Origin of the sequence: Methylobacterium amylolyticum (assembly GCF_030700245.1) — a bacterium.
GTDB lineage: Bacteria > Pseudomonadota > Alphaproteobacteria > Rhizobiales > Beijerinckiaceae > Methylobacterium.
Window position 1 is genome coordinate 61,511 of sequence record NZ_JAUYZI010000028.1, and the last position, 25,344, is coordinate 86,854.

27 protein-coding genes are annotated in these 25,344 nt (G+C 72.8%); 15 read left to right on the forward strand and 12 right to left on the reverse strand.

The genetic code is table 11. The features are described 5' to 3' along the window. Positions 1-16: 16 nt before the first annotated feature. Positions 17-175 (reverse strand): hypothetical protein, encoded by a 159-nt coding sequence (locus tag Q8W71_RS19640; protein WP_305527089.1) that lies wholly within the window; start codon positions 173-175, stop codon positions 17-19. Here Q8W71_RS19640 and Q8W71_RS19645 point away from each other — a divergent pair. Both Q8W71_RS19645 and Q8W71_RS19650 read left to right on the forward strand, forming a co-directional pair. Next, positions 165-1,169: a histidine kinase dimerization/phosphoacceptor domain -containing protein gene (locus Q8W71_RS19645; RefSeq protein WP_305527090.1), complete on the forward strand. Its 1,005-nt coding sequence runs from the start codon at positions 165-167 to the stop codon at positions 1,167-1,169. The two genes, Q8W71_RS19640 and Q8W71_RS19645, sit on opposite strands and share 11 nt — an antisense overlap. A 63-nt stretch (positions 1,170-1,232) precedes the next feature. Continuing rightward, complete coding sequence (locus tag Q8W71_RS19650; RefSeq protein ID WP_305527091.1) at positions 1,233-1,670, forward strand: response regulator; 438 nt, start codon at positions 1,233-1,235, stop codon at positions 1,668-1,670. 9 nt (positions 1,671-1,679) lie between these two features. Here Q8W71_RS19650 and mutS read toward each other — a convergent pair whose 3' ends face one another. The 4 genes from mutS to Q8W71_RS19670 all read right to left on the reverse strand — a co-directional run bounded on the left by mutS (position 1,680) and on the right by Q8W71_RS19670 (position 7,690). Then, positions 1,680-4,394: a DNA mismatch repair protein MutS gene (gene mutS / locus Q8W71_RS19655; protein WP_305527092.1), complete on the reverse strand. Its 2,715-nt coding sequence runs from the start codon at positions 4,392-4,394 to the stop codon at positions 1,680-1,682. Between the two features lie 134 nt (positions 4,395-4,528). Next, complete coding sequence (locus tag Q8W71_RS19660; protein ID WP_305527093.1) at positions 4,529-4,834, reverse strand: hypothetical protein; 306 nt, start codon at positions 4,832-4,834, stop codon at positions 4,529-4,531. A 146-nt stretch (positions 4,835-4,980) separates the two neighbouring features. Beyond that, positions 4,981-5,886: an alpha/beta fold hydrolase gene (locus Q8W71_RS19665; RefSeq protein ID WP_305527094.1), complete on the reverse strand. Its 906-nt coding sequence runs from the start codon at positions 5,884-5,886 to the stop codon at positions 4,981-4,983. A gap of 70 nt (positions 5,887-5,956) precedes the next feature. Then, the gene (locus Q8W71_RS19670; protein WP_305527095.1) at positions 5,957-7,690 is read right to left on the reverse strand and encodes a patatin-like phospholipase family protein; all 1,734 of its coding nucleotides are present in this window, start codon (positions 7,688-7,690) and stop codon (positions 5,957-5,959) included. 296 nt (positions 7,691-7,986) lie between these two features. Between Q8W71_RS19670 and Q8W71_RS19675 the strand changes: the two genes are divergently transcribed. Next, positions 7,987-8,739 (forward strand): SDR family oxidoreductase, encoded by a 753-nt coding sequence (locus Q8W71_RS19675; RefSeq protein ID WP_305527096.1) that lies wholly within the window; start codon positions 7,987-7,989, stop codon positions 8,737-8,739. A 127-nt stretch (positions 8,740-8,866) separates the two neighbouring features. Here the strand turns inward: Q8W71_RS19675 and Q8W71_RS19680 are convergent, their stop codons facing one another. Continuing rightward, positions 8,867-9,838: a polyprenyl synthetase family protein gene (locus Q8W71_RS19680; protein ID WP_305527097.1), complete on the reverse strand. Its 972-nt coding sequence runs from the start codon at positions 9,836-9,838 to the stop codon at positions 8,867-8,869. 150 nt (positions 9,839-9,988) lie between these two features. On the opposite strand from Q8W71_RS19680, the gene mtgA reads away from it, so the two are divergent. Together mtgA and Q8W71_RS19690 are read left to right on the forward strand one after the other, a co-directional pair. Next, the gene (gene mtgA / locus Q8W71_RS19685) at positions 9,989-10,639 is read left to right on the forward strand and encodes a monofunctional biosynthetic peptidoglycan transglycosylase (protein ID WP_305527098.1); all 651 of its coding nucleotides are present in this window, start codon (positions 9,989-9,991) and stop codon (positions 10,637-10,639) included. A 150-nt stretch (positions 10,640-10,789) separates the two neighbouring features. Further along, the gene (locus Q8W71_RS19690) at positions 10,790-11,743 is read left to right on the forward strand and encodes a DUF4424 family protein (RefSeq protein ID WP_305527099.1); all 954 of its coding nucleotides are present in this window, start codon (positions 10,790-10,792) and stop codon (positions 11,741-11,743) included. A gap of 98 nt (positions 11,744-11,841) precedes the next feature. Here the strand turns inward: Q8W71_RS19690 and Q8W71_RS19695 are convergent, their stop codons facing one another. Then, a complete protein-coding gene (locus tag Q8W71_RS19695) occupies positions 11,842-13,080 on the reverse strand; it encodes an argininosuccinate synthase (protein ID WP_305527100.1) in 1,239 nt (412 codons plus the stop codon). Positions 13,081-13,305: 225 nt separating this feature from the next. On the opposite strand from Q8W71_RS19695, the gene Q8W71_RS19700 reads away from it, so the two are divergent. The 10 genes from Q8W71_RS19700 to Q8W71_RS19745 all read left to right on the forward strand — a co-directional run bounded on the left by Q8W71_RS19700 (position 13,306) and on the right by Q8W71_RS19745 (position 21,275). Further along, complete coding sequence (locus Q8W71_RS19700; protein ID WP_305527101.1) at positions 13,306-13,932, forward strand: 2-hydroxychromene-2-carboxylate isomerase; 627 nt, start codon at positions 13,306-13,308, stop codon at positions 13,930-13,932. A gap of 89 nt (positions 13,933-14,021) precedes the next feature. After that, the gene (locus Q8W71_RS19705) at positions 14,022-14,726 is read left to right on the forward strand and encodes a DsbA family protein (protein ID WP_305527102.1); all 705 of its coding nucleotides are present in this window, start codon (positions 14,022-14,024) and stop codon (positions 14,724-14,726) included. Positions 14,727-14,891: 165 nt separating this feature from the next. Beyond that, complete coding sequence (locus Q8W71_RS19710; RefSeq protein ID WP_305527103.1) at positions 14,892-15,071, forward strand: hypothetical protein; 180 nt, start codon at positions 14,892-14,894, stop codon at positions 15,069-15,071. Continuing rightward, positions 15,071-15,427 carry a DUF6883 domain-containing protein gene (locus Q8W71_RS19715; RefSeq protein WP_305527104.1) on the forward strand — a complete coding sequence of 119 codons (357 nt, stop codon included), beginning with the start codon at positions 15,071-15,073 and terminating at the stop codon, positions 15,425-15,427. The genes Q8W71_RS19710 and Q8W71_RS19715 overlap by 1 nt, the downstream gene beginning before the upstream one ends. A gap of 282 nt (positions 15,428-15,709) precedes the next feature. Then, complete coding sequence (locus tag Q8W71_RS19720) at positions 15,710-16,282, forward strand: F0F1 ATP synthase subunit delta (RefSeq protein ID WP_305527105.1); 573 nt, start codon at positions 15,710-15,712, stop codon at positions 16,280-16,282. A 56-nt stretch (positions 16,283-16,338) separates the two neighbouring features. Next, on the forward strand, positions 16,339-17,868 hold the full coding sequence (gene atpA, locus Q8W71_RS19725) for a F0F1 ATP synthase subunit alpha (protein ID WP_305527106.1): 1,530 nt from the start codon (positions 16,339-16,341) through the stop codon (positions 17,866-17,868). 206 nt (positions 17,869-18,074) lie between these two features. Beyond that, positions 18,075-18,965, forward strand: a complete 891-nt coding sequence (locus Q8W71_RS19730; protein ID WP_305527107.1) for a F0F1 ATP synthase subunit gamma — start codon at positions 18,075-18,077, stop codon at positions 18,963-18,965. A 28-nt stretch (positions 18,966-18,993) separates the two neighbouring features. Further along, positions 18,994-19,197 carry a hypothetical protein gene (locus Q8W71_RS19735; protein ID WP_305527108.1) on the forward strand — a complete coding sequence of 68 codons (204 nt, stop codon included), beginning with the start codon at positions 18,994-18,996 and terminating at the stop codon, positions 19,195-19,197. Between the two features lie 69 nt (positions 19,198-19,266). Next, positions 19,267-20,727, forward strand: a complete 1,461-nt coding sequence (gene atpD, locus Q8W71_RS19740) for a F0F1 ATP synthase subunit beta (protein WP_305527109.1) — start codon at positions 19,267-19,269, stop codon at positions 20,725-20,727. A 146-nt stretch (positions 20,728-20,873) separates the two neighbouring features. Further along, on the forward strand, positions 20,874-21,275 hold the full coding sequence (locus Q8W71_RS19745; protein ID WP_305527110.1) for a F0F1 ATP synthase subunit epsilon: 402 nt from the start codon (positions 20,874-20,876) through the stop codon (positions 21,273-21,275). Between the two features lie 51 nt (positions 21,276-21,326). Here the strand turns inward: Q8W71_RS19745 and Q8W71_RS19750 are convergent, their stop codons facing one another. Genes Q8W71_RS19750 through Q8W71_RS19770 form a run of 5 tightly spaced genes read right to left on the reverse strand, consistent with a single transcriptional unit; the run spans position 21,327 to position 24,791 of the window. After that, positions 21,327-22,568 (reverse strand): CCA tRNA nucleotidyltransferase, encoded by a 1,242-nt coding sequence (locus Q8W71_RS19750; protein WP_305527111.1) that lies wholly within the window; start codon positions 22,566-22,568, stop codon positions 21,327-21,329. Beyond that, entirely contained in the window at positions 22,565-22,822 is a 258-nt protein-coding gene (locus Q8W71_RS19755) for a DUF6111 family protein (protein ID WP_305527112.1), read from the reverse strand. Before Q8W71_RS19755 ends, Q8W71_RS19750 begins: the two co-directional genes overlap by 4 nt. 12 nt (positions 22,823-22,834) lie before the next feature. Continuing rightward, on the reverse strand, positions 22,835-23,527 hold the full coding sequence (locus Q8W71_RS19760) for a CoA pyrophosphatase (protein WP_305527113.1): 693 nt from the start codon (positions 23,525-23,527) through the stop codon (positions 22,835-22,837). Between the two features lie 11 nt (positions 23,528-23,538). After that, a complete protein-coding gene (locus tag Q8W71_RS19765) occupies positions 23,539-24,123 on the reverse strand; it encodes a DUF1285 domain-containing protein (RefSeq protein WP_305527114.1) in 585 nt (194 codons plus the stop codon). 44 nt (positions 24,124-24,167) lie between these two features. Then, the gene (locus Q8W71_RS19770; RefSeq protein WP_305527115.1) at positions 24,168-24,791 is read right to left on the reverse strand and encodes a PaaI family thioesterase; all 624 of its coding nucleotides are present in this window, start codon (positions 24,789-24,791) and stop codon (positions 24,168-24,170) included. Positions 24,792-25,344 lie beyond the last annotated feature (553 nt).

Sequence of the window (25,344 nt, forward strand, 5' to 3'; positions counted from 1 at the left end):
GGCTCTTGCGCGGCGATCATGGTCGATGCTTGCTTAACGCCTCGCCCATGAATCGGTCGTTCGGGGCTGCCGAGGGCGTTTGGAACGATGCGTTGAGGATCCGATCCGATGTCGGGCCGCCGGCCGCGGCGTTGGCGAGCGCGTTCGCGGCGAGCCCGTCGCCGATGATCGTCACCGATGCCCGCGCCCCCGACAACCCGATCACGTGGGCGAACGACGCGTTCGTCGCGCATACCGGCTACGGCCTGCCCGAACTCCTCGGGCGCAATTGCCGCATGCTTCAGGGCCCCGGCACCGACGCGGCGGAGATCGCGCGGATCGGCGCGGCGCTGGCGGCCGAGGAGCCGATCTCGGCGGAGCTGCTCAACTACCGCAAGGACGGGACGCCGTTCTGGAACGCGATGACGATCACGCCAGTGCGCGACGCGGACGGGGTGGCCTATTTCTACGCCGCCCAGGCGGACATGAGCCACACCCACCAGCTCGAACTGGCGATGCGCGGGACCAACGACGAGCTGGAGCGGCAGGTGGCGGCCCGCACCACGGCGCTCAGCGCGGCCCTGGAACAGAAGACGGCGCTGCTCCACGAGGTCGACCACCGGGTCAAGAACAACCTCCAGGTGATCTCCTCGCTGATGCTGCTGAAGGCCCGCCGCACGCCGGAGGGCGAGGCGCGCGACGCGCTCCAGGGCATGGCCGAGCGCATCGGCGCCCTCTCGACCGCCCACCGGATGCTCTACGCGGAGGGCGACTGCACGCATTTCGACCTCGGCGAGTTCGCGACCGAACTGCTGTCCGACATCAATGCCGGGCTCGACGCGGACCGCCTGCGCATCGAGGCGCAGGTCGAGCCGATCGCGGTGGCCGCGGCGATGGCGGCGCCGCTCGCCCTGCTGATCCACGAGCTGACGGCCAACGCCCTGCACCACGCCTTCCACGACGGGCGCTCCGGCACGGTCTCGATCACGGCGCAGCGGCATGCGGACGGGATCCGCCTGACGGTGCGCGACGACGGCGTGGGGCTGGAGGCCGCTCCGCCGAATCCGGCCGGGTTCGGGCGCAATCTGGCGGAGATGGTGGTGCGCCAGTTGCGCGGCCGGATCGCCTGGGCGGCGGCGACACCCGGCACGCGGGTGGAGATCGACATTCCGCTGCGCGGGTCCGCTTGAGAAACGCCGGCACAGGCGCCGCGCCGGTCGCGACCGCAGCGGGGCGCGGGCCCGGGGAGCGCCATGGAGATTGAGCACGCCGCGGCGCCCGCGCTCCGCATCCTCGTCGTCGAGGACGAGGCGCTGATCGCCCTCGAACTCGAGTGCCTGCTGGCCGAACTCGGCCACGCCATCGTCGGCGTCGCAGCGAGTTCGACCGAGGCCGTCGCCCTCGGACGCGCCACCGCGCCCGACGTCGCGCTCGTCGACATCCACCTCGTCGACGGCCCGACCGGGGTCGAGGTCGCCCGCACCCTCGCCGCCGACCCGCGCACGAGCGTGGTGTTCATGACCGCCAACGCCAAGCGCATCCCCGGCGACTTCGCCGGCGCGATCGGGGTGATCGCCAAGCCCTACTCGGAGCGTGCGGTGGAGGGCGCCCTGGCCTACGTCGCGGCCTGCCGGACCGGGCAGCGGCCGCAGGGGGCGCCGGACGGGTTCCGCCTCGCCCCCGGGCTCTGATCCCCCGGTTCAGCGTCCCTCCGCCCGCTCGCGCTTCAGGCGGTAGAGCGCCTCCAGCGCCTCGCGGGGGGTGAGCGCGTCGGGATCGATGGTGTCGATGAGCGCGCCCAGCTTGTCCTCCGGCGGCGGCTCCGGCGGCGGCGGCGGGCTGAGCGCCGCGAACAGGGGCAGGTCGTCTATCAGCGCCCGCGCCGGGCGGCCGCCCTTGGTCTTCTCCAGGCTCTTCAGGATCGTCCCGGCCCGGGCGACGACCCCGCCCGGCAGTCCGGCGAGGCGGGCGACCTGGAGGCCGTAGCTGCGGTCGGCGACGCCCGGCACCACCTCGTGCAGGAATACGACGCCGTCGCGGTGCTCGGCCACCTTCAGCGTCGCGTTGTCGAGGCGCGCCAGCCGGTCGCCGAGCGCGGTCAGCTCGTGGAAGTGGGTGGCGAACAGGGCCCGGCAGGCGTTGCTCTCGTGCAGGTGCTCCAGGCAGGCCCAGGCGATCGACAGCCCGTCGAAGGTGGCGGTGCCGCGGCCGATCTCGTCGAGGATGACGAGGGAGCGGCGCGTGGCCTGGTTGAGGATGGCGGCGGTCTCGACCATCTCGACCATGAAGGTCGACTGGCCGCGGGCGAGGTCGTCGGCGGCGCCGACCCGGGAGAACAGCCGGTCGACCCGGCCGATCCGCGCCTCGGCGGCGGGGACGAAGGCGCCCATCTGCGCGAGCATGGCGATCAGCGCGTTCTGGCGCAGGAAGGTCGACTTGCCGCCCATGTTCGGGCCGGTGATCAGGCGGATCCGGCCGCGCCCCTCCCCCGACAGGTCGCAGTCGTTGGCGATGAACGGCTCGCCCGCGCGCCGGAGCGCCGCTTCGACCACGGGATGGCGGCCGCCGACCACCCGGAAGCTCAGGGACTCGTCGACCAGCGGCCGCCGCCAGTCGAGTTCGACCGCCAGCTCGGCGTGGCTCGCGAACACGTCGAGGGCGGCGAGCGCCTCGGCGGTGGCGGCCACCGCCTCGGCCTGCGCCAGCACGCGGCCGGCGAGGTCGTCGAACACCGCCGCTTCGAGAGCGAGGGCGCGATCGGACGCGCCGGAGATCTTGCGCTCCAGCTCGCCCAGCTCGACGCTGGTGAAGCGCATGGCGTCGACCATGGTCTGCCGGTGCACGAACTCGCGCTGGAGCCCCTTGAGGCAGGCCTCGCCCACCGATTGCGGGACCTCGATGAAGAACCCCAGCAGGTTGTTGTGCTTGATCCGCAGCGTCCGGCAGCCGGTCTCCTCGGCGTAGCGGGCCTGCAGCGCGGCGATGACCTTGCGCGAATCCTGGCCGAGCCCGCGCGCCTCGTCGATCTCGGCATGGTAGCCGGGGCGCACGAAACCGCCGTCCCGGCGCGACAGCGGCAATTCCTCGGCCAGCGCCGCGGCGAGGGTTCCGGCGAGCGCCGGGTCGGCCAGGACGAGGTCCGCGCCGATCCGGGCGAGGTCGTCCGGCAGGGTGTCCGCGGCCGCGAGCAGGGCCGAGAGGTCGGCGGCGGCGCCGAGCCCGTCGCGGATCGCGGCGAGATCGCGGGGACCGGCGCGGCCGAGGCCGACCCGCGACAGGGCGCGGGCGAGGTCGGGGGCGCGGGCCAGCGCGTCGCGGACGGCGCGGCGCAGGGCGGAATCGTCGGCGAGCCGGGCCACCGCGTCGTGGCGCCGGGCGATGGCGGCGAGGTCGGTGAGCGGTCCGGCGAGGTGCTCGGCGAGCAGCCGTGCGCCGTTGGCGGTCACGGTCCGGTCGATCGTGGCGAGCAGGCTGCCGGCGCGCTCGCCCGACAGGGTGCGGGTGAGTTCGAGGTTCGCGCGCGTGGCCGCGTCGATGCTGAGCGTCGCCCCGCTCTCCTCGCGGGTCGGCACGGAGAGCGGCGCCCGGGCGCTGAGCTGCGTGCGGGCGATGTAGAGCAGGCCGGTGCCGGCGGCGGCGATCTCGGCGCGGGTGAAGCTGCCGAACCCCTCCAGCGTCGAGACGCCGAACTGCTCGCGGATGCGCCGCTCGGCCGCGGCCGGCTCCAGCTCCCCTTGAGCCATCGGCACCAGTGCCGCCTTCGCGTCCTGCCAGAGCCGCGCGAGCGCCGGATCGGAGACGATGACTTCCGAGAGCACGATCTCGCGGGGGTCGTGGCGGGCGATCGCCCCGGACAGCTCGGAGGCCGGCACCTCGCTGAGGGAGAAGCGCCCGGTGGAGATGTCGATCGCCGCGAGCCCGTAGGCGAACGCCCCCTCGGCGACCTTGCGGCGGCCGACCGCCAGCAGCAGGTTGGCGCGCGCCGGGTCGAGCAGCCGGTCCTCGGTGATGGTGCCGGAGGTGACGAGGCGCACCACCTCCCGCCGCACCACCGATTTCGGGCCCCGGCGCTTGGCCTCGGCGGGGTCCTCGGTCTGCTCGCAGACGGCGACGCGGTGGCCGAGCGCGATCAGGCGGCTGAGGTAGTCGTCGGCCCGCTCCACCGGCACGCCGCACATCGGGATCTCGGCGCCCGCGTGCCGGCCGCGCTTGGTCAGCACGATGCCGAGGGCGCGGGAGGCGGTCTCCGCGTCGGCGAAGAACAGCTCGTAGAAATCCCCCATCCGGTAGAACAGCAGGCAGTCGGGGTTGGCCGCCTTGATCTCGATGTACTGCGCCATCATCGGCGTGGCGCCGGCCGGGTCGAGGCTCGGCGCGTCGGGGGGCGGGGAGGAGCGGAGAGCGGTGCGGCCCATGCCGTCTCTTAGCAGAGCGGCGGCGGCGAATCAGGCCGCGGGCGCGCCGGAGCCTGGGGAGAAGCCCGGCCGTGCAGGGACAAAAAAACCCGGCGCCGCGGGCGCCGGGTCCGGGACGGTCGGTCCCTCGGCGATCAGTAGCGCGGGCCGTTGGTGGTGTTGCCGAGCTGCTGCTTGTAGCCGGGACGCTCCGGGTTGCGGGCGTTCGGGTTGCCGTGGCGCATCGTGTTCATCCGGCGCATGCGCCGCTCGCCGCGGGTGGTGTGATGGCGATGCATGCGGTGATGGCGATGCATCCGGTGATGGCGGTGCATGGCGACGGTCTCGACGGCGTCGCCCGCGAGGCCCGGCTGCGGCGCGACGGGCGCGGCCTGGGCCGAGCCGATGGCGAGGCCACCGAGCAGCGCGGCAGCGGCGAGGGTGGAACGCAGGAACGTCATTGGGATGGTCCTCGATAGGTCAGGCACCACCGAAAGTGTCGGCTTGTCAGAAAGTTCCACCTCCGATGAGGGAAAAACCACGGAGGAAAACCAGCCCAACTCTGGATTAAATCCGATCCGGCGGCGCCGCGGCCGGGGCGGCGGCGTCAGGCAAGGAGGTTCAGCAGCGCGGCGGCGACGGCGTCCGGCTCCTCGTGCTGGACCCAGTGGGTCGCCCGGGGATGCCACGCGATCCGCCCCGACCCGCAGAGCGCGAGGCTCGCCTCGGCGAGGCCGGATTGCAGGGCGTGGTCCTGCATGCCCCAGAGGATCAGGGTCGGCACCGCCACGGGCGGCGGATCCCGCCGGGGCAGCCGCGCCAGGGCGCGATACCAGTTCAGCATCGCGGTCATCGCCCCGGGCCGGGTCCAGGTGCCCGCGTAGGCGTCGAGGTCGGCGCCGGAGAAGGTGCCCGGGCGGCTGGTATTGGCCAGCGCGCGGCGCAGGGCGCGCCCGTCGCCCGCCGTGAGCAGCCGCTCCGGCAGGGCCGGGATCTGGAAGGCCCCGACATAGGCGCTGCGCAGCCACTGGCCGGGATGGCGGCGCGCGTAGGCGCCGACGATCCCCGGATGCGGCGCGTTGAGAGCCGCCAGCCGCCGGATCCGGTCGGGGTAGAAGCTGCCCGCCCACCACGCGACGAGCCCGCCCCAATCGTGCCCGGCGAGGTCGAAGCGCGCGAGGCCCAGCGCGTCGGCCAGGGCGACCACGTCGCCGGCCAGCCGGTCGAGGTGGTATGCGGCGATCCCCTCGGGCCGGTCGCTGAGGTTGTAGCCGCGCTGATCGGGCACGACGACCCGCCGGCCCGCGGCGGCCAGCGGCCCGATCTGGTGGCGCCAGCCGTACCAGAACTCCGGGAAGCCGTGCAGGAGGATCACCGGAGGCCCGTCCGACGGGCCGGCCTCGGCCACGTGGAGGGTCACGTCCGGCAGCGCCACGCGGCGGAAGCGGAGACCGCGCAGAACCTCCGGATCCCCGGTGCCGGGCGGGAGACCGCCCCTCGTCGCGTCGCTCATGCCGAACGTCTCTCCCGCCGCACGTCACTCTCCACGCGCCCGGAAGAGGAGATAGGGTGCGCAGCGCGGCTCAGCCCATCGGATCGAGCCAGCCGGCGAGCTTGCCCGCCGCGATGGCCGCCCGGGCGTCGCGGTAGCCGAGCTCGGCGCTCTCGCCGAGGCTCGACCAAGCGCGCAGGTCGATGCCGGCGAGCGGCGGCCGGAGCAGGGCGGTGGCGTGGGCGGCCGCCATCAGGGTCTGCGCGTCGCTCGACACCGTGGCCGCGCGCAGCAGCAGCGGCGCCAGGGTCGGCATCGCCGACGGCGCGCCGGAGAGGCGGCGCACCAGCCGGCCGCGCCAGTCCCGGGCGGGCATCTCCTCGAAAGCGCGGTCGCTGCCGACATCGACCGCCAGCACCGGCCCGCGCTCCAGCCCGGCGGCGATGTCGGCGGGCAGGTTGTTCATCATGCCGCCGTCGACCAGCACGCCGTCGTCGCTCACCACCGGCGGCAACAGCCCGGGGATGGCGATGCTGGCGCGGAGCGCCGTGGCCAGCGGACCCTCCCGGTGCACCATCGCCCGGCCGGTGGTCAGGTTCGACGACACGCAGAAGAACGGCAGCCACAGGTCCTCGATCCGGGCGTCGCCGTAGCGCTCGGCCAGGCCGGCATCGACCTTGGCGCCGCGGGTGAGCGCGTGGAACGGCAGGGTGTAGTCGTTGAGCGGGTTGCGGCCGACGAAGGCGGCGTGGGTGTCGGCGCGGATCTCCGCCACGCTCATGCCCAGGGCGAGGCTCGCGGCGATCACCGCGCCCATGCTGGTGCCGCCGACGAAGTCCGGGCCGTGGCCGGTCTCCTCCAGCGCCCGCAGCACGCCGAGATGGGCGAGCGCCCGGGCTCCCCCGCCGCCGAGGACGAGGCCGCGCGCCGATCCGCTCGCGAGCCGGGCCAGACGGCAGACATCGGCCGCGTGCCCGTGGCGGACGTGGATCCGCATGGCCGCCGACAGGGCGGCGACTGCGGGGTGGAGGGCGCGGGGCCGGGATGCGCCGGCCTCCTGATGCACCACGATGTCGGTGCGGATCCAGTCGGAGCGGACCCGGGCGAGGTAATCGGCGGCGCCGGCCCTGAGCGGGGCGTCGGGCTCGGCGAGCAGCAGCACGTGGTCGGCGTGGCGGCGGCACAGCCGGCACCACGGGCAGTCGACCTCGTGCGCGACGAACAGGGTCCGGGCGTGGCCGGTCTCGAAGGCGTGGAACCACGCCTCGTCGGCGTCCTCGGGCCACGCGGCGAGGCAGCCGGTCCGGCCCGGGAGGATCTCGTCGAAGGCGGCCGCGAGCCGCCGGGCGAAGGCGGCGGCGTCGATCCCCTCGGTCACGGCGAGCACCGTGAAGGTGCGCGGCGCGTGGTTGACCGAGTAGCCCCGGTAGATCTGGCGCAGCCGGTCGGCGAGCATGCGGGCGAAGTACAGCAGCGTGTGCGGGTGCTCGCCGATCACCGCCTCGAAGGCCGGGCGGGTGAGCCGCAGCAGGTTGGTGTCGCGCAGGGCCACCACGGTCGCCGCCCGGGGTGCGTCGGAGAGCAGCGCCATCTCGCCGAAGCTCTCGGGCGGGCGCAGGCGCGCCAGCCGGCTGGAGACGCCGTGGTGGTCGCGGGCCGAGACGCCGACCGCGCCCGAGACCAGGGTGTAGAGCGCGTCGCCGGGCTCGCCCTGCTCGAACAGGACGGTCCCGCCCGGCACCGCCACCGAGACCATGCGCGCCCGCACCGCCGCGGCGGCGGGCGGGTCGAGGCCGTCGAGGAAAGGGACCTCGGGCGCGCTCACCGGCCCGCCTCCCGGCCCATCCCCCGGCGTCCCGACACGCTCCCATCGCCCGGCCCGCCCGCCCGCATCGTCCCCTCCAGGCCCCCGCCGCACCCGGCCAGCCCCGGGCGGTGCCGGACAGGCGACGCGAACGGCTTCGTGAAACCGGCTCCGTCTTCGCGCGGACCCGCCGCTCCGTTACAGGCTAGTGCGGACCGCGCCGAAGGACATTCCATCCCGGCGCGCGGTCTTCGAAACGCGCATCCCGAGCCATGATCCGACACGATCGAGCCGGGCAGGATTCACGGGAGGACAGCATGTCAGAGCCGAGCCGGATCGCGATCGTGACGGGTGCGGGCACCGGCGTCGGCCGGGCCTCCGCCCTGGCACTGGCCGGAGCCGGGTGGAGCGTGGTGCTCTCGGGCCGGCGCCGCCAGCCCCTCGACGAGGTCGCGGCCGAGATCCCCGCCGAGCGGGTCCTGGTCGTGCCGACCGACGTGACCGATCCCGACTCGATCGCCGGGCTGTTCGCGCAGACCGTCGAGCGCTTCGGGCGGCTCGACCTGCTGTTCAACAACGCCGGGATCGGCGCGCCGCCGGTGCCGCTGGAGGACCTGCCGCTGGAGACGTGGCGGGGCGTGGTCGACACCAACCTGACCGCGATCTTCCTGTGCACGCAGCACGCCTTCCGGATCATGCGCGACCAGAGCCCGCGGGGCGGCCGAATCATCAACAACGGCTCGATCTCGGCCCACGCGCCGCGCCCGAACTCGATCGCCTACACCGCCACCAAGCACGCGGTCACGGGCATCACCAAGTCGACCTCGCTCGACGGGCGCGCCTACGACATCGCCTGCGGCCAGATCGACATCGGCAACGCCGACACGCCGATGGGCGGCAAGATGAAGGCGGGCGTGCCCCAGGCCGACGGCTCGGTCCGCGCCGAGGCGGTGATGCACCCCGACCATGTCGGCCAGGCGGTGCTCTCGATGGCGAGCCTGCCGCTGGAGGCCAACGTGCAGTTCATGACCGTGATGGCCACGAAGATGCCGTTCGTCGGGCGGGGCTGAGGTTTGTCCCCTCCCCCTTTGCGGGGAGGGGCTGGGGGTGGGGGCGGTTCAGAAGGGACCGCCGCACCGCACGCGGCACCACCCCGACCTCGAACGCCCCCCCGCGAGGGGGAGGAGGCGGATCGCGTCAGGCCTTGCGCGCCACCGTGAACCGCGCCGCGTCGCGCAGGGTCCGCGCGCCCTCGCCCCAGGCGGCGACCGCGTCCTCGCAGACGCCGACCAGCCGGTCGCACTCGGTCCGGGCGCCGTCGACGCCCAGGCGGTCGACGAGGGTGGCCTTGCCCGCGTCCTTGTCCTTGCCGGTGGCCTTGCCCATCGCCTCGGGAGACGCCTCGCGGTCGAGGATGTCGTCGGCGATCTGGAAGGCCTGTCCCAGCGCGTGGCCGTAGCGCAGGAGCGCCGCGCGCTGGCCCTCGTCGGCGCCGCCGACGATCGCGCCCGCCTCCACCGAGAAGGCGAGGATCGCGCCGGTCTTCATCGCCTGCATCCGCAGGGTATCGTCCACGTCGAGCTGCGCGGGGCCGAAGCGCCCCTCGGCGCCGAGGTCGAGGAGCTGGCCGCCGACCATGCCGCCGAGCCCCGAGGCGCGGGCGAGCCCGAGCACGAGGTCGGCGCGCACCCGCGGGTCGGGCTGCCACGCCGGGTCGGCGACGATCTCGAAGGCCAGCGTCTGGAGGGCGTCGCCCACGAGGATCGCGGTGGCCTCGTCGTAGGCCTTGTGGACGGTGGGCTTGCCGCGGCGCATGTCGTCGTCGTCCATCGCCGGCAGGTCGTCGTGGACCAGCGAGTAGCAGTGGACGAGTTCGACGCCCGCGCCGGCGGCCAGCGCCGCGGCCTCCGAGCCGCCGAGCATCCGCGCGGTCTCGATCGCCAGGAACGGCCGCAGCCGCTTGCCGCCGCCCAGCACCGCGTGGCGCATGGCCTCCATCAGCCGCGGCGGCCGGGCGATCTCGCCGGGGCCGACCTCCGGCCCGAGACGCTCGACCAGAAAGGTCTCGACCGTCGCGGCGACCCGGGTCAGCCTGTGGGAAAACTCCGGCGCGGCCGGGTCCAGCTTGACCGAAGCGGTGGGGGCCTGCGTTTGAGGGGTCGAGGTCATCGGGCGCCGAATCCGGATCTGGCCGTGCGGGAGGGTGGAAGCGTCGCGGTGCGGGAGGACGAGATCAGAGTCGAGCCCCGCGAGAGGCGGAAGGGAGCGCGCCCGCTCTCGCTCGGGCGGCTGCGCCGCTCGCGGCGGGGACGGCGGCTGGTGGGATTCGTGATCCTCCTCCCCGGCATCGGGTTCGTCCTCGTCCTCGCGCTGGCGCTCGTCTATAGCGCGGTGACGCCGCCGTCGACCCTGATGCTCGGCCGCTGGTTGAGCGGCCAGCCGGTGACTCGCGATGCCGTCCCCCTGTCGGCCATCGCCCCCGCCCTGCCCCAGGCGGTGATCGCCTCCGAGGACCAGCGCTTCTGCCTCGACCACGGGGTCGATTTCGGCGCGCTGCGCGAGGTGGTGGAGGACGAGGACGCGCCCTCGCGCGGCGCCTCGACCATCGCCATGCAGACGGTCAAGAACGTCTTCCTGTGGCCGGGCCGGTCCTACATCCGCAAGGCGCTGGAGATCCCGCTCGCGCTCGCCCTCGACGCCCTGTGGGGCAAGCGGCGGATGATGGAGATCTACCTCAACGTCGCCGAGTGGGGCGACGGGATCTACGGCGCCCAGGCCGCCAGCCGCCACTGGTTCCACAAGGACGCGCGCGACCTGACCCGGTCCGAGGCGGTCCTGCTCGCCGCCTCCCTGCCGAACCCGATCCTGCGCAGCGCCGGCCGGCCGACGCCGGCCCTGCGCCGCGTCGCCGCCCGCATCCAGGCTCGCTTCGGCCAGGTCGAAGGCCTGATGAGTTGCCTGCGCGGCTGAGGCGGTTGCTCCGTCTTGCGGCCAGGCTTAGCTGACGGCGGCGAGGCTATATCGGGGAGCGCGATGAGTTGCTGGAGCGGGACGCGGGCGGTTCGGCGCGGTGCGGCCGCCCTTTCGGCGTTTCTCTTGGCGGCCCTCTTGGCCGTTCTCTTGGCGGTTCTCTTCGCGCCAGCCGGCCCGGCGCGGGCCAACGACAGCGCGGCGGCGCTCGATGCCGGCGGCCTCGTCCTGGTGTCCGACCCGGAGGTCGAGCTCGTCAGCGAGGATCTGCGGATCGGCGTCGACCGGATCTCCGTGGACTACGTGTTCCGCAACCGCTCCGACGCGCCACGGACGCTGCGCGTCGCCTTCCCGCTGCCCGACATCGACGGGGACGCCCTCGCGCTGAGCGCCCTGTCGCTGCCCTTCGAGGACCGCGCCAACTTCGTCGGCTTCACCGTGACCGTTGACGGCGCCGCGATCACCCCGGCGCTGGAGGAGCGGGCCTTCCTCGGGCCGCGCGAGGTGACGGACGCGCTCCGACGCCGCGGCCTGCCCCTCAACCCGCTGCGCCGGGCCGACCTGGAGGCGGCGCTGAAACGCCTCGCTCCCGCCGACCGGACAGCGCTGGCGGACGAGGGTCTCGTCACCGCGGCGGGCGACGAGGTACTGCCGCACTGGCGCAGCACCGCGAAGTTCCACTGGGAACAGGTCTTCCCGGCCGGGCGCGACCTGCGCGTCTCCCACGGCTACGTCCCGGTGAAGGGCAACCACCTGCTCTCGGCCAAGGAGGCCGCAGGCCGCGACTACCGCGCCCGCTACTGCCTCGACGACGCCGGCGTCGCCGGCATCCGCCGCCTCGCCGCGGCCCGGGAGGGCGGGCTGACCCGCGCCGTCGAGGTGCCCTACATCGTCACCACCGCCCGGAACTGGGCGGGCCGGATCGGCCGCTTCACCCTGACGGTCGACAAGGGCCGGCCGGACGCCCTCGTCAGCTTCTGCCGCACGGGGGTGCGCAAGACCGGTCCCACCACCTTCGTCTGGGAGGCGCGGGACTACCGGCCGGACGCGGACCTGCGCGTCCTCATCGTCTCGAACGACGACGCCTTCCTCGACATCCGCTGACTCGGCATCCGTCGACGTGGAGCCGTCGTTTCGACGCGCTCGCTCGCGTCGGACCGGCATCCAGTTCGGCGGAAAGCGCTGTCGTCGAGGGCGGGGCCTCAGCCCTCGCGCTTCCCGCGTTGGGCCAGCGTGCGCAGCCGCAGGGCGTTGAGCTTGATGAAGCCCGCCGCGTCCCGGTGGTCGTAGGCCACCGCGCCCTCCTCGAAGGTCACGAGATCCTGATCGTAGAGCGAGTGCGGGCTCGTCCGGCCGATCACGTGCACGCCGCCCTTGTAGAGCTTCAGCCGCACGCTGCCGGTGACCTTCTCCTGGCTCCTGTCGATCAGCGCCTGGAGCATCTCGCGCTCCGGCGAGAACCAGAAGCCGTTGTAGATCAGCTCCGCGTATTGCGGCATGAGCTGGTCCTTGAGGTGGGCGGCGCCGCGGTCCAGCGTGATCGACTCGATGGCGCGGTGGGCCGGCAGCAGGATGGTGCCGCCGGGCGTCTCGTACATGCCGCGGCTCTTCATGCCGACGAAGCGGTTCTCGACGAGGTCGAGCCGGCCGATGCCGTTGGCGTGCCCTAGCGCGTTCAGCCGCGCGAGCAGCGCAGCGGGCGACAGCGCCTCCCCGTCGATCGAGACCGCATCACCGCGCTCGAAGCCGATCGTGATGACGGTCGGCTGGTCGGGCGCCTCCTCGGGCGAGAGGGTGCGCGAGTAGACGTAGTCCGGCACCTCGACCGCCGGGTCCTCCAGCACCTTGCCCTCGGACGAGGCGTGCAGGAGGTTGGCGTCCACCGAGAACGGGCTCTCGCCGCGCTTGTCCTTGGCGATCGGGATCTGGTGCTGCTCGGCGAACGCGATGAGCTGCTCGCGCGAGCGCAGGTCCCATTCGCGCCAGGGGGCGATCACCGTCACGTCGGGCTTCAGCGCGTAGTAGCCCAGCTCGAACCGGACCTGATCGTTGCCCTTGCCGGTGGCGCCGTGACAGACCGCGTCGGCGCCGACCCGCTCGGCGATCTCGATCTGCTTCTTGGCGATGAGCGGCCGGGCGATCGAGGTGCCCAGCAGATAGACGCCTTCGTAGACCGCGTTCGCGCGGAACATCGGGAACACGTAGTCGCGGACGAACTCCTCGCGCAGGTCCTCGATGAAGATGTTCTCGTCCTTGATGCCCAGGAGCTGCGCCTTCCGCCGCGCCGGCTCCAGCTCCTCGCCCTGGCCGAGGTCGGCGGTGAAGGTGACGACCTCGCAGCCGTAGGTGGTCTGGAGCCACTTCAGGATGATCGAGGTGTCGAGGCCGCCGGAATAGGCCAGCACGACCTTCTTCACGGACTTGTTCTGGGGAGCGGACATGCGGCTTCCGGAGCGCGGGGCGGGGTCGCGGCGGCTTATCGCGCAGGGCTCGCCCCTGCAACACGCGGCTGCCATCGGTCGCTGCAACCCGCGTGCCGGCCCGCGCGTATGCGGGTTCCGGGGACGGACCGCGTTCCGCCTCACCGCCGCCTTGAGTCGGTGCGAGCGAGGCGCCGGTCTTGCGTGTCGCCCCGCCGCAGGACGAGGACCGGAGAAGCGAGACCGATGGCGCGCCAGCCCACCCTGGAGTTCTGGTACGAGTTCGCCTCGACCTACTCGCACCTCGCGGCCCAGCGCATCGGGGCGGCGGCGGAGGCGGCGGGCGTGGCGGTGCGCTGGCGGCCGTTCCTGCTCGGTCCGCTCTTCGCCGCGCAGGGGTGGACCACCTCGCCGTTCAACGTCTACCCGGCCAAGGGCCGCAACATGTGGCGCGACCTGGAGCGCGAGGCCGCCCGCCACGGCCTGCCGCCGATCACCCGGCCCGACCCGTTCCCGCAGAACAGCCTCAGCGCCGTGCGCGTGGCGGTGCTCGGCCAGGATCAGGACTGGCTGGTGCCGTTCTCGAAGGCGGTGTTCTCCGCGAGCTTCTCCGAGGGGCGCTCCATCGCCGAGCCGGCGGCGGTGGCCGGGATCCTCGACACGCTCGGCCTCGACGGGACCCAGACCGTGCGCGCCGCCGCCTCGGAGGCCAACAAGACCCGGCTGCGCGTCAACGTCGAGGAGGCGCGCTCGCGCGGGATCTACGGCGCCCCGACCTTCCTGACCGAGGACGGCGAGCTGTTCTGGGGCAACGACCGGCTGGAACGGGCGCTGGACTGGGCGGTCGGCGACCGGCCTGGCGGCCTGCGGTAGATCCGGGACGCGGCGCCGCCTTGCCGCGGCCGGGATTGCCGGATAGCGGCCGGGCCGCGGCGCCCGCCGCGACTGACCCGGGATCCGGAATGCCCCTCGACCGCCGCCGCCTCCTCACCGCTGCCGCGACCTGCGCCGCAGCCGGCGCCGCCGGCCTCGCACCGGGGCGGGCCGCCGCCCAATCCTACGGCCAGCGCGTCGCGGTCACGGGCGACGACGGCAAGGCGGTCGCCAACTCGGTGCTGCCCGGCGAGATCACCGGCCAGATCCCGGCGCTGCGCGGCGTCACCTATGCCGGCCCCAGGGACGCCGACACCACGCTCTACGAGTTCTTCGACTTCAACTGCCCCTACTGCCGCAAGGCGGCGGCCGACGTGATGGCGCTCAACGAGACCGACCCGACCCTGCGGATCGGCCTCGTACAGAATCCGATCCTGTCGCCGCAATCGGCGCAGGCGGCCAAGGTGATGCTCGCCGTGCAGCGCAAGCTCGGCTCGGCCGCCGCCTGGGGCTTCTACCGCACGCTCCTGTCCAAGCCCGGCCGGATCGACGGCCCCGGAGCGCTCGCCGCCGCCGCGGCGCTGGGCGTGCCGCAGGCGGAGCTGGAGGAGATCGCCGACAGCGAGGAGGTGCGCCTCGCCCTGAAGAGCCAGATGCGGATGGCGGCCGATCTCGGCCTCTACGCCACGCCCTCCTACGTGCTCGGCAACGGCGGCATCCTCGGCCATCCGGGCGCCCGCGCCCTGGCGAAGATGATCGCCAGCACCCGGCGCTGCGACCGGCTGGCCTGCTGAAGAGACCACCTACGGATCGCGTCCGTGCTTGCGCTGGCACGGACGCAGAGCCAGACTGCTCCACTGAGGATGCGAGGCTCAACCGTGACGTTCGCAGGTCCAGACCGTCCCGCCTTCACGAGCCGCGAGCGCGGGCGCCGCTTCGCGATCGATGAGCTCGATAGCGTGACCCTCGCTGTCGAGGCGCGGACCGACGATGGTGAGGCCGTGCCGGCCGGCACGGTGGGGACCGTCGTGGCCGTCTGGGGCGAAGCGGAAGCGTTCGACATCGAGTTCGACGCACCGTTCACGGGTCTCGCCACGCTGACGCGCGAGCAACTGCGGGATCACCGCAGCCGCCGGTGATGCGGCCGTACATCGCGTGGCCGGCCGGGTTCAACGTCCCGCTCTCCAAGGTGACGGGCTACCTGCTCGATCCGGCAGGCGGCAGTCCGGCAAAAGCGCGGTGGTGGCTCGCGCAGGGCTTCTCGATCGCTCGACCGGATGAACTGGCAGCGGCGCTGTTCGAGCACACGTCGGCCGCCAACTTCGTCGGCATCCGCGTGCCGCAACGGCTCTGGGGGCACCGGCTCGTCTTCGAAGGGCCGATCCGGACGCCCATCGCCGCGATGCCGCGGGTCCGCTCCGTCTGGCAGGTCGCAGCCGGCACGGTCCACGGCGTGCAGGGCATCGCCGATCTCGTGACAGCGCATCGGATCTGACGCGCCCCGGCAATCCTCCTCCCCCAGTTGAGTATCGAAACGCCCGATTCATACGGAAGTGGTCGGTCACACTTCCGCCGCGCTGTCGCGCACCCGGAACCCTCGCCTTGCGCCGGTCCGTTCCGCCATGCTAGGCGGTCGCCGCGCCGGTCGGGGGCGGTTCCGCCCGATCCGATGCCGGCGCGATCCCAAGTCCTGGACGAAGTCCTTGGCCGGCCTCGCCACCGTCTTCTCGACCGTCGAGGCCGGGGACGGGCGGGCAACGAGAGAAGAGAGCGACGGGTGGCGCAGAACGGTTCCGAGGCTGGTCCCCTGGTCGCAGGCGTGGCGGGCCGGTACGCTTCCGCCCTGTTCGAGCTGGCCCGCGACGAGCGCCAGACCGACGCGGTCCTGGCGTCGCTCGACGCCTTCGACGCCCTGCTGAAGGAGAGCGCCGACCTGCGCCGCCTCGTGCGCAGCCCGGTCTTCAGCGCCGAGGAGCAGGCCGCCGCCGTCGGCGCCGTCCTCGACAAGGCCGGCATCACCGGGCTCGCCGCCAACTTCATCCGGCTGGTGGCCACCAACCGCCGCCTGTTCGCGCTGCCGGACATGATCCGGGCGTTCCGCGCCCTGGTGCGCGAGGGCAAGGGCATCGTCTCCGCCGAGGTGCGGGTGGCCGAGAAGCCCTCCGACGCCCTGATCGAGGAGATCCGCAGCTCCCTGCGCGACATCGCCAAGGCCGACGTCGACGTCGACCTCGTGGTCGATCCCAGCCTGATCGGCGGCCTCGTCGTGAAGATGGGCTCGCGCATGGTCGACGCCTCGCTCAAGACCAAGCTCAACGGCATCCGCCTCGCGATGCGCGCCGCCCGCTAGCGCCCGCATCCGACCCGAACACGCGACACGAACGCATCAGCGACAGAGGCCCGAGAATGGACATCCGCGCCGCCGAGATCTCCGCGATCCTGAAGGACCAGATCAAGAACTTCGGCGAGGAGGCCGAGGTCTCCGAGGTCGGTCAGGTGCTCTCCGTCGGCGACGGCATCGCCCGCGCCTACGGCCTCGACAACGTCCAGGCCGGCGAGATGGTCGAGTTCGAGTCGGGCGTGCGCGGCATGGCCCTGAACCTCGAACAGGACAACGTCGGCATCGTGATCTTCGGCTCCGACCGCGAGATCAAGGAAGGCCAGACCGTCAAGCGCACCGGCGCCATCGTGGACGTGCCGGTCGGCAAGGGCCTGCTCGGCCGCGTGGTCGACGCGCTCGGCAACCCGATCGACGGCAAGGGCCCGATCCAGTCGACCGAGCGCCGCCGCGTCGACGTGAAGGCGCCCGGCATCATCCCGCGCAAGTCGGTGCACGAGCCGATGGCCACCGGCCTCAAGGCGATCGACGCGCTGATCCCGGTCGGCCGCGGCCAGCGCGAGCTGATCATCGGCGACCGCCAGACCGGCAAGACCGCGATCGCGCTCGACACGATCCTCAACCAGAAGCCGGCCCATGCCGGCTCGGACGAGAAGGCCAAGCTGTACTGCATCTACGTCGCGGTCGGCCAGAAGCGCTCCACCGTCGCCCAGTTCGTGAAGGTGCTGGAGGACCAGGGCGCGCTGGAGTACTCGATCGTCATCGCCGCGACCGCGTCGGACGCCGCGCCGATGCAGTTCATCGCCCCCTTCGCCGGCTGCGCCATGGGCGAGTATTTTCGCGATAACGGCATGCACGCCGTGATCGTGTACGACGATCTGTCCAAGCAGGCGGTGGCCTACCGCCAGATGTCGCTCCTGCTGCGCCGCCCGCCGGGCCGCGAGGCGTATCCGGGCGACGTGTTCTACCTCCACTCGCGTCTGCTGGAGCGCGCCGCCAAGATGGGCGACGCGGCGGGCGCCGGCTCGCTGACCGCGCTGCCGGTCATCGAGACCCAGGCCAACGACGTCTCGGCCTACATCCCGACCAACGTGATCTCGATCACCGACGGCCAGATCTTCCTCGAGACCGACCTGTTCTACCAGGGCGTGCGCCCGGCGGTGAACGTCGGCCTCTCGGTGTCGCGGGTGGGCTCCTCGGCCCAGACCAAGGCGATGAAGAAGGTCGCCGGCAAGATCAAGGGCGAGCTCGCGCAGTACCGCGAGATGGCCGCCTTCGCGCAGTTCGGCTCGGACCTCGACGCCTCCACCCAGGCGCTGCTGAACCGCGGCTCGCGGCTCACCGAGCTCCTGAAGCAGCCGCAATTCTCGCCGCTGAAGATGGAGGAGCAGGTCGCGGTGATCTACGCCGGCGTGAACGGCTACCTCGACAAGCTGCCGGTGGCGAAGGTGCGTCCCTTCGAGGACGCGCTGCTCGGCACGCTGCGCACGAAGCACAAGGACCTGCTCGACGCGATCGCCGCCTCCAAGGACCTGTCGGACGAGAACGCCGGCAAGCTGAAGAGCGTGGTCGAGAGCGTGGCCAAGTCGATCAACTGAGGCGCCGTCACTTCCCTCCCCGCCGATCTCGGGCTTGTCCGAGATTGGGTTTGCGCTTGCCTAGATCGGGCAAGCCCGATCTAGGTGGGGAGGGGTAGGGGTGGGGGTGGTGCAGGAGGCACCGCCCCGCTCGATCCGGAACCACCCCCACCTCCGGCTCCTCCCCACAAGGGGGAGGAGAGGCCCACTGCGACGGACCCCGCCCGATGCCGAGTTTGAAGGACCTGCGCAACCGCATCACCTCGGTGAAGGCGACGCAGAAGATCACCAAGGCCATGCAGATGGTCGCCGCGGCCAAGCTGCGCCGCGCGCAGATGGCGGCCGAGGCCGGCCGGCCCTTCGCCGAGAAGATGTCGGCCGTGCTCGGCAACCTCGCGGGCAACCTCATCGGCGGCGTCGGCGCCCCGCGCCTGCTCGCCGGCACCGGCTCGGAGCAGACCCACCTGCTGGTCGTCTGCACCGGCGACCGGGGGCTCGCCGGCGCGTTCAACTCGTCGATCGCCCGCCTCGCGGTGCGCGAGTACGCCCAGAAGCTCCAGGCCGAGGGCAAGACCGTCAAGATCATGACGGTCGGCAAGAAGGGCTACGACCTGCTGCGGCGCCAGTACCGCGACCAGATCATCGACAACATGGACATCCGCGGCAACAAGCCGGTGGATTACGAGTTCGCCTCCGAGATCGCCCACAAGATCCTGACCCGCTTCGAGGCCGGCGAGTTCGACGTCGCGACGCTGTTCTACGCCGAGTTCCGCTCGGTGATCTCGCAGATCCCGACCGCGCAGCGGCTGATCCCGGCCGAGCTTCCCGCCGCCGAGGCGGGTGCGAAGAGCGCGGGCGGCGACGCGGCGCTGGAATTCGAGCCCTCCGAGGAGGCGATCCTGGAGACGCTGCTGCCGCAGAACCTGACGGTCCAGGTCTACCGGGCCCTCCTCGAGAACGCCGCGTCCGAGCAGGGCGCGCGCATGAGCGCCATGGACTCGGCCACCCGCAACGCGGGCGAGATGATCAAGAAGCAGACGCTGGTCTACAACCGCACGCGTCAGGCCATGATCACCAAGGAACTCATCGAGATCATCTCGGGCGCCGAAGCCCTGTGATACGATCGGCGCCGGGAGGCGTCGCAGCATGACGGACGAGGTCGAGAATCTGGTTCTGGAACACCTGCGGGCCCTGCGCCGCGAGGTATCCGAGGCCCGCCTCGATCTGAAAGAGGTGAAGTCGCGGCTGACCGCCGTCGAGATGCAGGTCGCGACCGTCAACGGGCGCATGGACCGCTTCGACGAGCGTCTCGCCCGCATCGAACTCCGGCTGGAGCTTCAGGACGCCTGAGGCACGGCCGACATGGCAAAGGACACGGCTCGGCGCGGCCCCGCGTCGGCAGCGAGTACGAGGATGGACATGGCGAACACCGCTCTCCCCGGCACCGGCTCGAACAAGGTCGGCAAGATCACCCAGGTCATCGGCCCGGTGGTCGACGTGCAGTTCGAGGGCCACCTGCCCGAGATCCTGAACGCGCTGGAGACCACCAACAACGGCGCCCGCCTCGTGCTCGAGGTCGCCGCGCAGATGGGCGAGAGCACCGTCCGCTGCATCGCGATGGACACCTCCGAGGGCCTGACCCGCGGCCAGGAGTGCACGGACACCGGCGAGCCGATCAAGGTGCCGGTCGGCATGAACACGCTCGGCCGCATCATGAACGTCATCGGCGAGCCGATCGACGAGGCCGGCCCGGTCCAGACCGATACCTACCGCGCCATCCACCAGCCGGCCCCGTCCTACGACGAGCAGTCGACCGAGGCGCAGATCCTCGTCACCGGCATCAAGGTGGTGGACCTGCTCGCCCCCTACGCCAAGGGCGGCAAGATCGGCCTGTTCGGCGGCGCCGGCGTCGGCAAGACCGTGCTGATCATGGAGCTGATCAACAACATCGCCAAGGTGCACTCGGGCTACTCGGTGTTCGCCGGCGTGGGTGAGCGCACCCGCGAGGGCAACGATCTCTACCACGAGATGATCGAGTCCAACGTCAACAAGAACCCCAAGGAGAACAACGGCTCGGCCGAGGGCTCCAAGTGCGCCCTGGTCTACGGCCAGATGAACGAGTCGCCGGGCGCCCGCTCGCGCGTCGCGCTCACCGGCCTGACCATCGCGGAGCAGTTCCGCGACGAGGGCCAGGACGTGCTGTTCTTCGTCGACAACATCTTCCGGTTCACGCAGGCCGGCTCCGAGGTGTCGGCGCTGCTCGGGCGCATCCCGTCGGCGGTGGGCTACCAGCCGACGCTCGCCACCGACATGGGCGCCCTCCAGGAGCGCATCACCACCACCAACAAGGGCTCGATCACCTCGGTCCAGGCGATCTACGTGCCGGCCGACGACCTGACCGACCCGGCGCCCGCCGCCTCGTTCGCCCACCTCGACGCCACGACCGTGCTGTCGCGCTCGATCGCCGAGAAGGGCATCTACCCGGCGGTGGACCCGCTCGACTCGACCTCGCGCATGCTGTCGCCGACCATCCTCGGCGAGGAGCACTACGACGTGGCCCGCCGGGTCCAGCAGACCCTCCAGCGCTACAAGGCGCTCCAGGACATCATCGCGATCCTGGGCATGGACGAGCTGTCCGAGGAGGACAAGCTGACGGTGGCCCGCGCCCGCAAGATCGAGCGCTTCTTCTCGCAGCCCTTCTCGGTGGCCGAGGTGTTCACCGGTTCGCCGGGCAAGCAGGTGGCGCTGGAAGACACGATCAAGGGCTTCAAGGGCCTCGTGAACGGCGACTACGACGACCTCCCCGAGGCGGCCTTCTACATGGTCGGCACCATCGAGGAGGCCCAGGAGAAGGCCAAGAAGCTGCGGGCGGCGGCGTAAGCCGCTCCCCCCTCCCCCTTGCGGGGAGGGGTAGGGGTGGGGGTGGTTCAGATGGGACCGCCGCGCTGCATCCGGCACCACCCCCACCTCCACCTCCTCCCCGCAAAGGGGAGGAGAGCGCGTCGCGGATCCGGGATCGTCCTGAGATGGCCACCTTCCACTTCGATTTCGTCGGCCCCGAGCGGACGCTGTACTCCGGCGAGGTCACCGCCGTGCAGTTGCCCGGCACCGAGGGCGAGATGACCGTGATGCCGGGCCACGCGCCCGTGCTGACCTCCCTGCGGGTCGGGGTGATCGTGATCACCGAGAGCCAGGGCTCGGGCAAGCGCATCTACGTCCGCGGCGGTTTCGCCGATATCGGCCCGAACGCGGTGACCGTGCTCGCCGAGCGCGCGGCGCCGATCGAGGAACTGTCGCAAGAGTCGCTCGACAAGGACATCGAGGCGGTCGAGCTGCAGCGCGACGCCACCGAGAACCTGAGCAAGCGCGAGGCGCTGAACGCCCAGATCGTCCAGCTCCAGGAGACCAAGGCGCTGCTGAAGCTCTGAGCCGGACCGCCTAGGGACACGCCGCCCGCGATGGCATCGCGGGCGGTTTTTTCATGCCTCTCGCGCCGCTGCGAGAGCCCGCGCCAGCAGGGCCGCCTCGGCCTCCGCTCCGGTCGGACAGCCCTGGTCGAGCCAAGCCCGCCGCGCGGCCGCCAGCCCCCGCCCGATCGCCGGTCCCGGCCGGATGCCGCGCGCCACGAGGTCGGCGCCGGTGACCGGAAACACCGGGGCCGCGCCCGCCCCGCTCAGGGTCGCCACCGCCGCGCGGGCCTCGGGCGTCACCGCCGGGCGCGGTTCACCCGCGAGGATCGCGAGCACGTCCGCCAGGAGCGCGGGGCCGTGGATCGCCGCCAGCGCCCGCGCCGCGTCGGCTTCCAGCACCGGCAGCCCGTGCAGGGCCGCCAGCACGGCGGCGTAGCCCGTCAGCACCGTCTCCTCGGCCCGCGACAGGCGCAGGCGCTCGCGCAGCCGCTCCGCGTCGTGATGGCCCGCGACGCTCAGCGCGGCGAGCCGCAGGGCCGGGGCCTGACCCGCCGCGTGGCTGCGCCCGAACCGGCCACGTTCGGCCACGCCGCCGGTGATCCGCTGGAGCAGGCCGGTATCGCCGAGCGTCGCGATCATCAGCGGGGCGCCCGGCGCCGTCAGCAGCTTGAGGAACTCGGCGCGGACCCGCTCGCGCGACAGGCGGTCGAGGGCGTCCCGCGCCGCGATGCAGGCGGCGAGCGCCGGGGCGTCGGGTGCGCCCGCGCCGAAGCGGGCGTGGAAGCGGAAGAAGCGGAGGATGCGCAGGGCGTCCTCGCGGATCCGGGTGGCCGGATCGCCGATGAACCGCACCCGGCCGGCTTCGAGATCGGGGATCCCGCCGACCGGATCGTGCAAGGTGCCGTCGGCGCCGAGCGAGAGCGCGTTGACGGTGAAGTCGCGCCGCTCGGCGTCCCGGCGAAAGTCGCCGCCGAAGCGCACGATCGCGTGGCGGCCGTCGGTCTCGACATCCTCGCGCAGGGTGGTGACCTCGACCGGCCCCTCCCCCGTCACCAGGGTGATCGTGCCGTGGGCGATGCCGGTCGGCACCGCCTTGAGCCCCGCCCGCCGCGCCCGCTCCAGCACGGCGTCGGGCAGCAGCGTGGTGGCGAGATCGACGTCGGCGGCCGGGTGGCCGAGCAGGGCGTCGCGCACGCAGCCCCCCACCAGCCGGGTCTCGGCTCCGGGGGCATCGAGGGCGGTGAGCGCCGCCCGGACGCCGCCGCGGGCGAGCAGGGCCGCCGGCCCCGCCCGGTCGAGCGACCGTGTCACCGGAACTCGCCCGGCACGAGGCGGCCGTTCTCCATATGCGCGGGGACGTAGCCCCCCGGCCGGCGCTCGGAGAACAGCCCCTCGTAGACGAGGGAGGCGATGACCACGGCGAGCCCGATCAGGGTGAGGCGCACGAGCTGCGCGTCCCAGTGCTCCCGCCGCAGCGGGTTGCGGCCGGCGAGCACGAGGTAGAGCAGGAAGAGCCCGAACGGGATCAGGAAGAGGCCGACCTCTTCCAGGACGCGACGCAGCATGATGGGGGGACGTTAGCGCGGCGCGGGCCGGCTGTCGCCGGGGGCGGGGCCGCCCTCGGGGTAGAGCCGCTCGCGCAGGTTGTTGAGGATGCCGGCGGTGACGCCCCAGATCAGCCGCTCTCCGAACGGCATGGCGTAGAACCAGCGGTTCCGGCCCTGCCACTCCCGCGACCGGAGCACGTAGCGCTCCGGGTCCATCAGCACCGGCAGCGGCACCTCGAACACCTCGGCCACCTCCTCCGGGTTCGGGCGGAAGGCGGCGCCCGGCGCGACGAGGCCGATCACCGGGGTCACGAGGAAGGCGGTGCCCGACAGGTAGGGGTCGAGGTAGCCGAGCACCCGCACCGCGTCGGGCTCCAGGCCGATCTCCTCGTGCGCCTCGCGGAGCGCCGCCGCGGCGGGGCCGGGATCGTCGGGGTCGATCTTGCCACCGGGGAGCGCCACCTGGCCGGAATGCTGGCGCAGGCCCGCGGCGCGCAGGGTCAGCACCAGGGTCGGGCCGCCTTCGCGGAACACCACCGGCACCAGCACGGCGGCGCGCCGGTGGGGCGGCGGCGGGATGACGGCCGAACCGTCCGGGTCGAGGGAGTGGTCGCCGCGGGGGTTCGAGGTCGGGTCGTCCGGCCCCGGGGGCGTCGGCGACAGGCCGGCGGCGGCCCGGGCCAGGAACTCGGCCAGGGGATCGCTCGCGCCTCGGTCGTTCACGCGCCGCGCGCTCACCCGTCCACGGCCGGGGCGATGGTGTGGAACTGCCCGCCCGCGTAGAGGCCGAGCCAGCGCACGCCCTCGATCTCGCGCGCCTCGGCCATCTCCACGAGGTCGTAGGTCAGGGCGCGGGTCACCAGGGCCCAGAGGTCGCGGCGCACGTGCAGGTAGGGCTTGAGCGCCCCGTCCGCCGCCTGCTCGAAGCGCAGGCGGTGCTCGGCATCGACGGGGACGAGGTCGTCGACGTTGGTGCGGAAGGCGATGCGGCGCCCCTCCCCCGCCCCCTCGACCGCCATCTCGACGGCGACGAAGGCCGCGTCGTCCACGGTGATGCCGACGCTCTCCACCGGCGTGACGAGGCGCGTGCGCCCGTCGGGCTCGCGCCGGAGGATCGTGGAGAACAGCCGCACCATCTTCGGGCGGCGGATCGGCGCGCCGTTGTGGAACCACGTGCCGTCGGCGGCGATGCGGATGTCGATGTCGCCGCAATCGGGCGGGTTCCAGCGCTCCACCGGCGGCGGCCCACGCTCGGGCAGGCCGCCGAGCGCCGCGCCGAGGCGGTCCAGGGTCGGGTCGGTGGGCGCGTCCTCGCTCATGGCCCGTCAGATAGCGCCCGACCCGGCCCTCGGACACGGGGGGCTCAGCCGGAACCGGGCCGGCGGCGCAGGATCTTCCAGACGCCGTCGGCGGTGGCGACCAGCCGGTCGCCGGAGCCGTTCCCGATCGCGTCGCGACCGTGCACGGCTCCAAGCGTCCGTTGTGACGCGCTCTCTCGCGCCGAACCGGCCTCCACGTCGGCGGCGAGCGCTCCGGCACGGACGGTGGCCCGCAGGAACACCAGCGACGCCGTCCGCTTCATCGTCTCGGGCACGACCACCAGCCAGTCGCCGATCCGGCCGGCATCGACGAACTTCGTCTCCAACTGGACGGTGACGCAGTTCGCGCCGTCGGCCGCCCGCATCGCCGCCAGCCCCATGGCGCGGTCGGCGACGCTCATCAGCATGCCGCCGTGCACCACGCCGATCAGGTTGGCGTGCCGCCGATCCGCGCGGAAGGCGTAGGCGCCGTCGGCGGCCCGCGCGTAGAGCGGGCCGACATGGGCGATGAAGCCGGCATCCTCCACCCGCTCCCAGTCGCCGGAAGGGGGCCCGGACGTCTGGGGCTCGAAGGTCTGGGGCTCGAAGGTCTGGGGCTCGAAGGTCTGGGACCCGGACGTCTCGGGATCGGGGATCTCGGGTTCGGGGCTCTCCGGCTCGGCCGTCATCGTGTCCCATCCCTCGGCTTCGGCGGACGCACCCCGCCGTCTGCCGCGCCGGGGCCGCCGATGCAACGCCCGGGGCCCCGCCCACCGCTCGGCCCCGGCACGCGCCGCCGCCGTGTCCGGCCGCCCCGCCCGGTCGATCGAGCCCGCCGCGTCCTCGCGAGCCGCAGGCGAAGCGACCGGGGCAGCGCGCGTCCTCCGAACGTGGCGCCGCTGGTTTGCTTCGCTGCGCGCGCAAGGACGGTGGCGCGGCGGCGGGCAGGTCCGGGGTTCTCCGGACATGGCGGATCGCCCCCACCCGCGTTCCGCGCCGGGGACATGGCCCAAGAAAACGCAACACACGCGGAACAGGGGACGCGGGACGCCGCGGGAGCCCTGGTCGTGTGACACACGCGGAAGCCGGCCCCCGCGGCGCCCCGTGGCCGACCGCCCCCGTCACCGGGGCCGCCGGCCATCTTGTCGTCGCGGTGTCTTCCAGCCCGCCCGGTCTACGCCCGCACGTGAGCGGTCTCGGCCAGGGCGCCCGGCCCAGGAAGCATCGCTGCTCCCGGCTCGC

Bases quoted from the DNA above. Each gene is read 5' to 3' on its own strand.
- Q8W71_RS19645 (WP_305527090.1), top strand. From the start codon at position 165: ATGATCGTCACCGATGCCCGCGCCCCCGACAACCCGATCACGTGGGCG.
- Q8W71_RS19650 (WP_305527091.1), top strand. From the start codon at position 1,233: ATGGAGATTGAGCACGCCGCGGCGCCCGCGCTCCGCATCCTCGTCGTC.
- mutS (WP_305527092.1), bottom strand. From the start codon at position 4,394: ATGGGCCGCACCGCTCTCCGCTCCTCCCCGCCCCCCGACGCGCCGAGC.
- Q8W71_RS19660 (WP_305527093.1), bottom strand. From the start codon at position 4,834: ATGACGTTCCTGCGTTCCACCCTCGCCGCTGCCGCGCTGCTCGGTGGC.
- Q8W71_RS19665 (WP_305527094.1), bottom strand. From the start codon at position 5,886: ATGAGCGACGCGACGAGGGGCGGTCTCCCGCCCGGCACCGGGGATCCG.
- Q8W71_RS19675 (WP_305527096.1), top strand. From the start codon at position 7,987: ATGTCAGAGCCGAGCCGGATCGCGATCGTGACGGGTGCGGGCACCGGC.
- Q8W71_RS19680 (WP_305527097.1), bottom strand. From the start codon at position 9,838: ATGACCTCGACCCCTCAAACGCAGGCCCCCACCGCTTCGGTCAAGCTG.
- Q8W71_RS19695 (WP_305527100.1), bottom strand. From the start codon at position 13,080: ATGTCCGCTCCCCAGAACAAGTCCGTGAAGAAGGTCGTGCTGGCCTAT.
- Q8W71_RS19700 (WP_305527101.1), top strand. From the start codon at position 13,306: ATGGCGCGCCAGCCCACCCTGGAGTTCTGGTACGAGTTCGCCTCGACC.
- Q8W71_RS19705 (WP_305527102.1), top strand. From the start codon at position 14,022: ATGCCCCTCGACCGCCGCCGCCTCCTCACCGCTGCCGCGACCTGCGCC.
- Q8W71_RS19715 (WP_305527104.1), top strand. From the start codon at position 15,071: ATGCGGCCGTACATCGCGTGGCCGGCCGGGTTCAACGTCCCGCTCTCC.
- atpA (WP_305527106.1), top strand. From the start codon at position 16,339: ATGGACATCCGCGCCGCCGAGATCTCCGCGATCCTGAAGGACCAGATC.
- Q8W71_RS19730 (WP_305527107.1), top strand. From the start codon at position 18,075: ATGCCGAGTTTGAAGGACCTGCGCAACCGCATCACCTCGGTGAAGGCG.
- Q8W71_RS19735 (WP_305527108.1), top strand. From the start codon at position 18,994: ATGACGGACGAGGTCGAGAATCTGGTTCTGGAACACCTGCGGGCCCTG.
- atpD (WP_305527109.1), top strand. From the start codon at position 19,267: ATGGCGAACACCGCTCTCCCCGGCACCGGCTCGAACAAGGTCGGCAAG.
- Q8W71_RS19745 (WP_305527110.1), top strand. From the start codon at position 20,874: ATGGCCACCTTCCACTTCGATTTCGTCGGCCCCGAGCGGACGCTGTAC.
- Q8W71_RS19755 (WP_305527112.1), bottom strand. From the start codon at position 22,822: ATGCTGCGTCGCGTCCTGGAAGAGGTCGGCCTCTTCCTGATCCCGTTC.
- Q8W71_RS19765 (WP_305527114.1), bottom strand. From the start codon at position 24,123: ATGAGCGAGGACGCGCCCACCGACCCGACCCTGGACCGCCTCGGCGCG.
- Q8W71_RS19770 (WP_305527115.1), bottom strand. From the start codon at position 24,791: ATGACGGCCGAGCCGGAGAGCCCCGAACCCGAGATCCCCGATCCCGAG.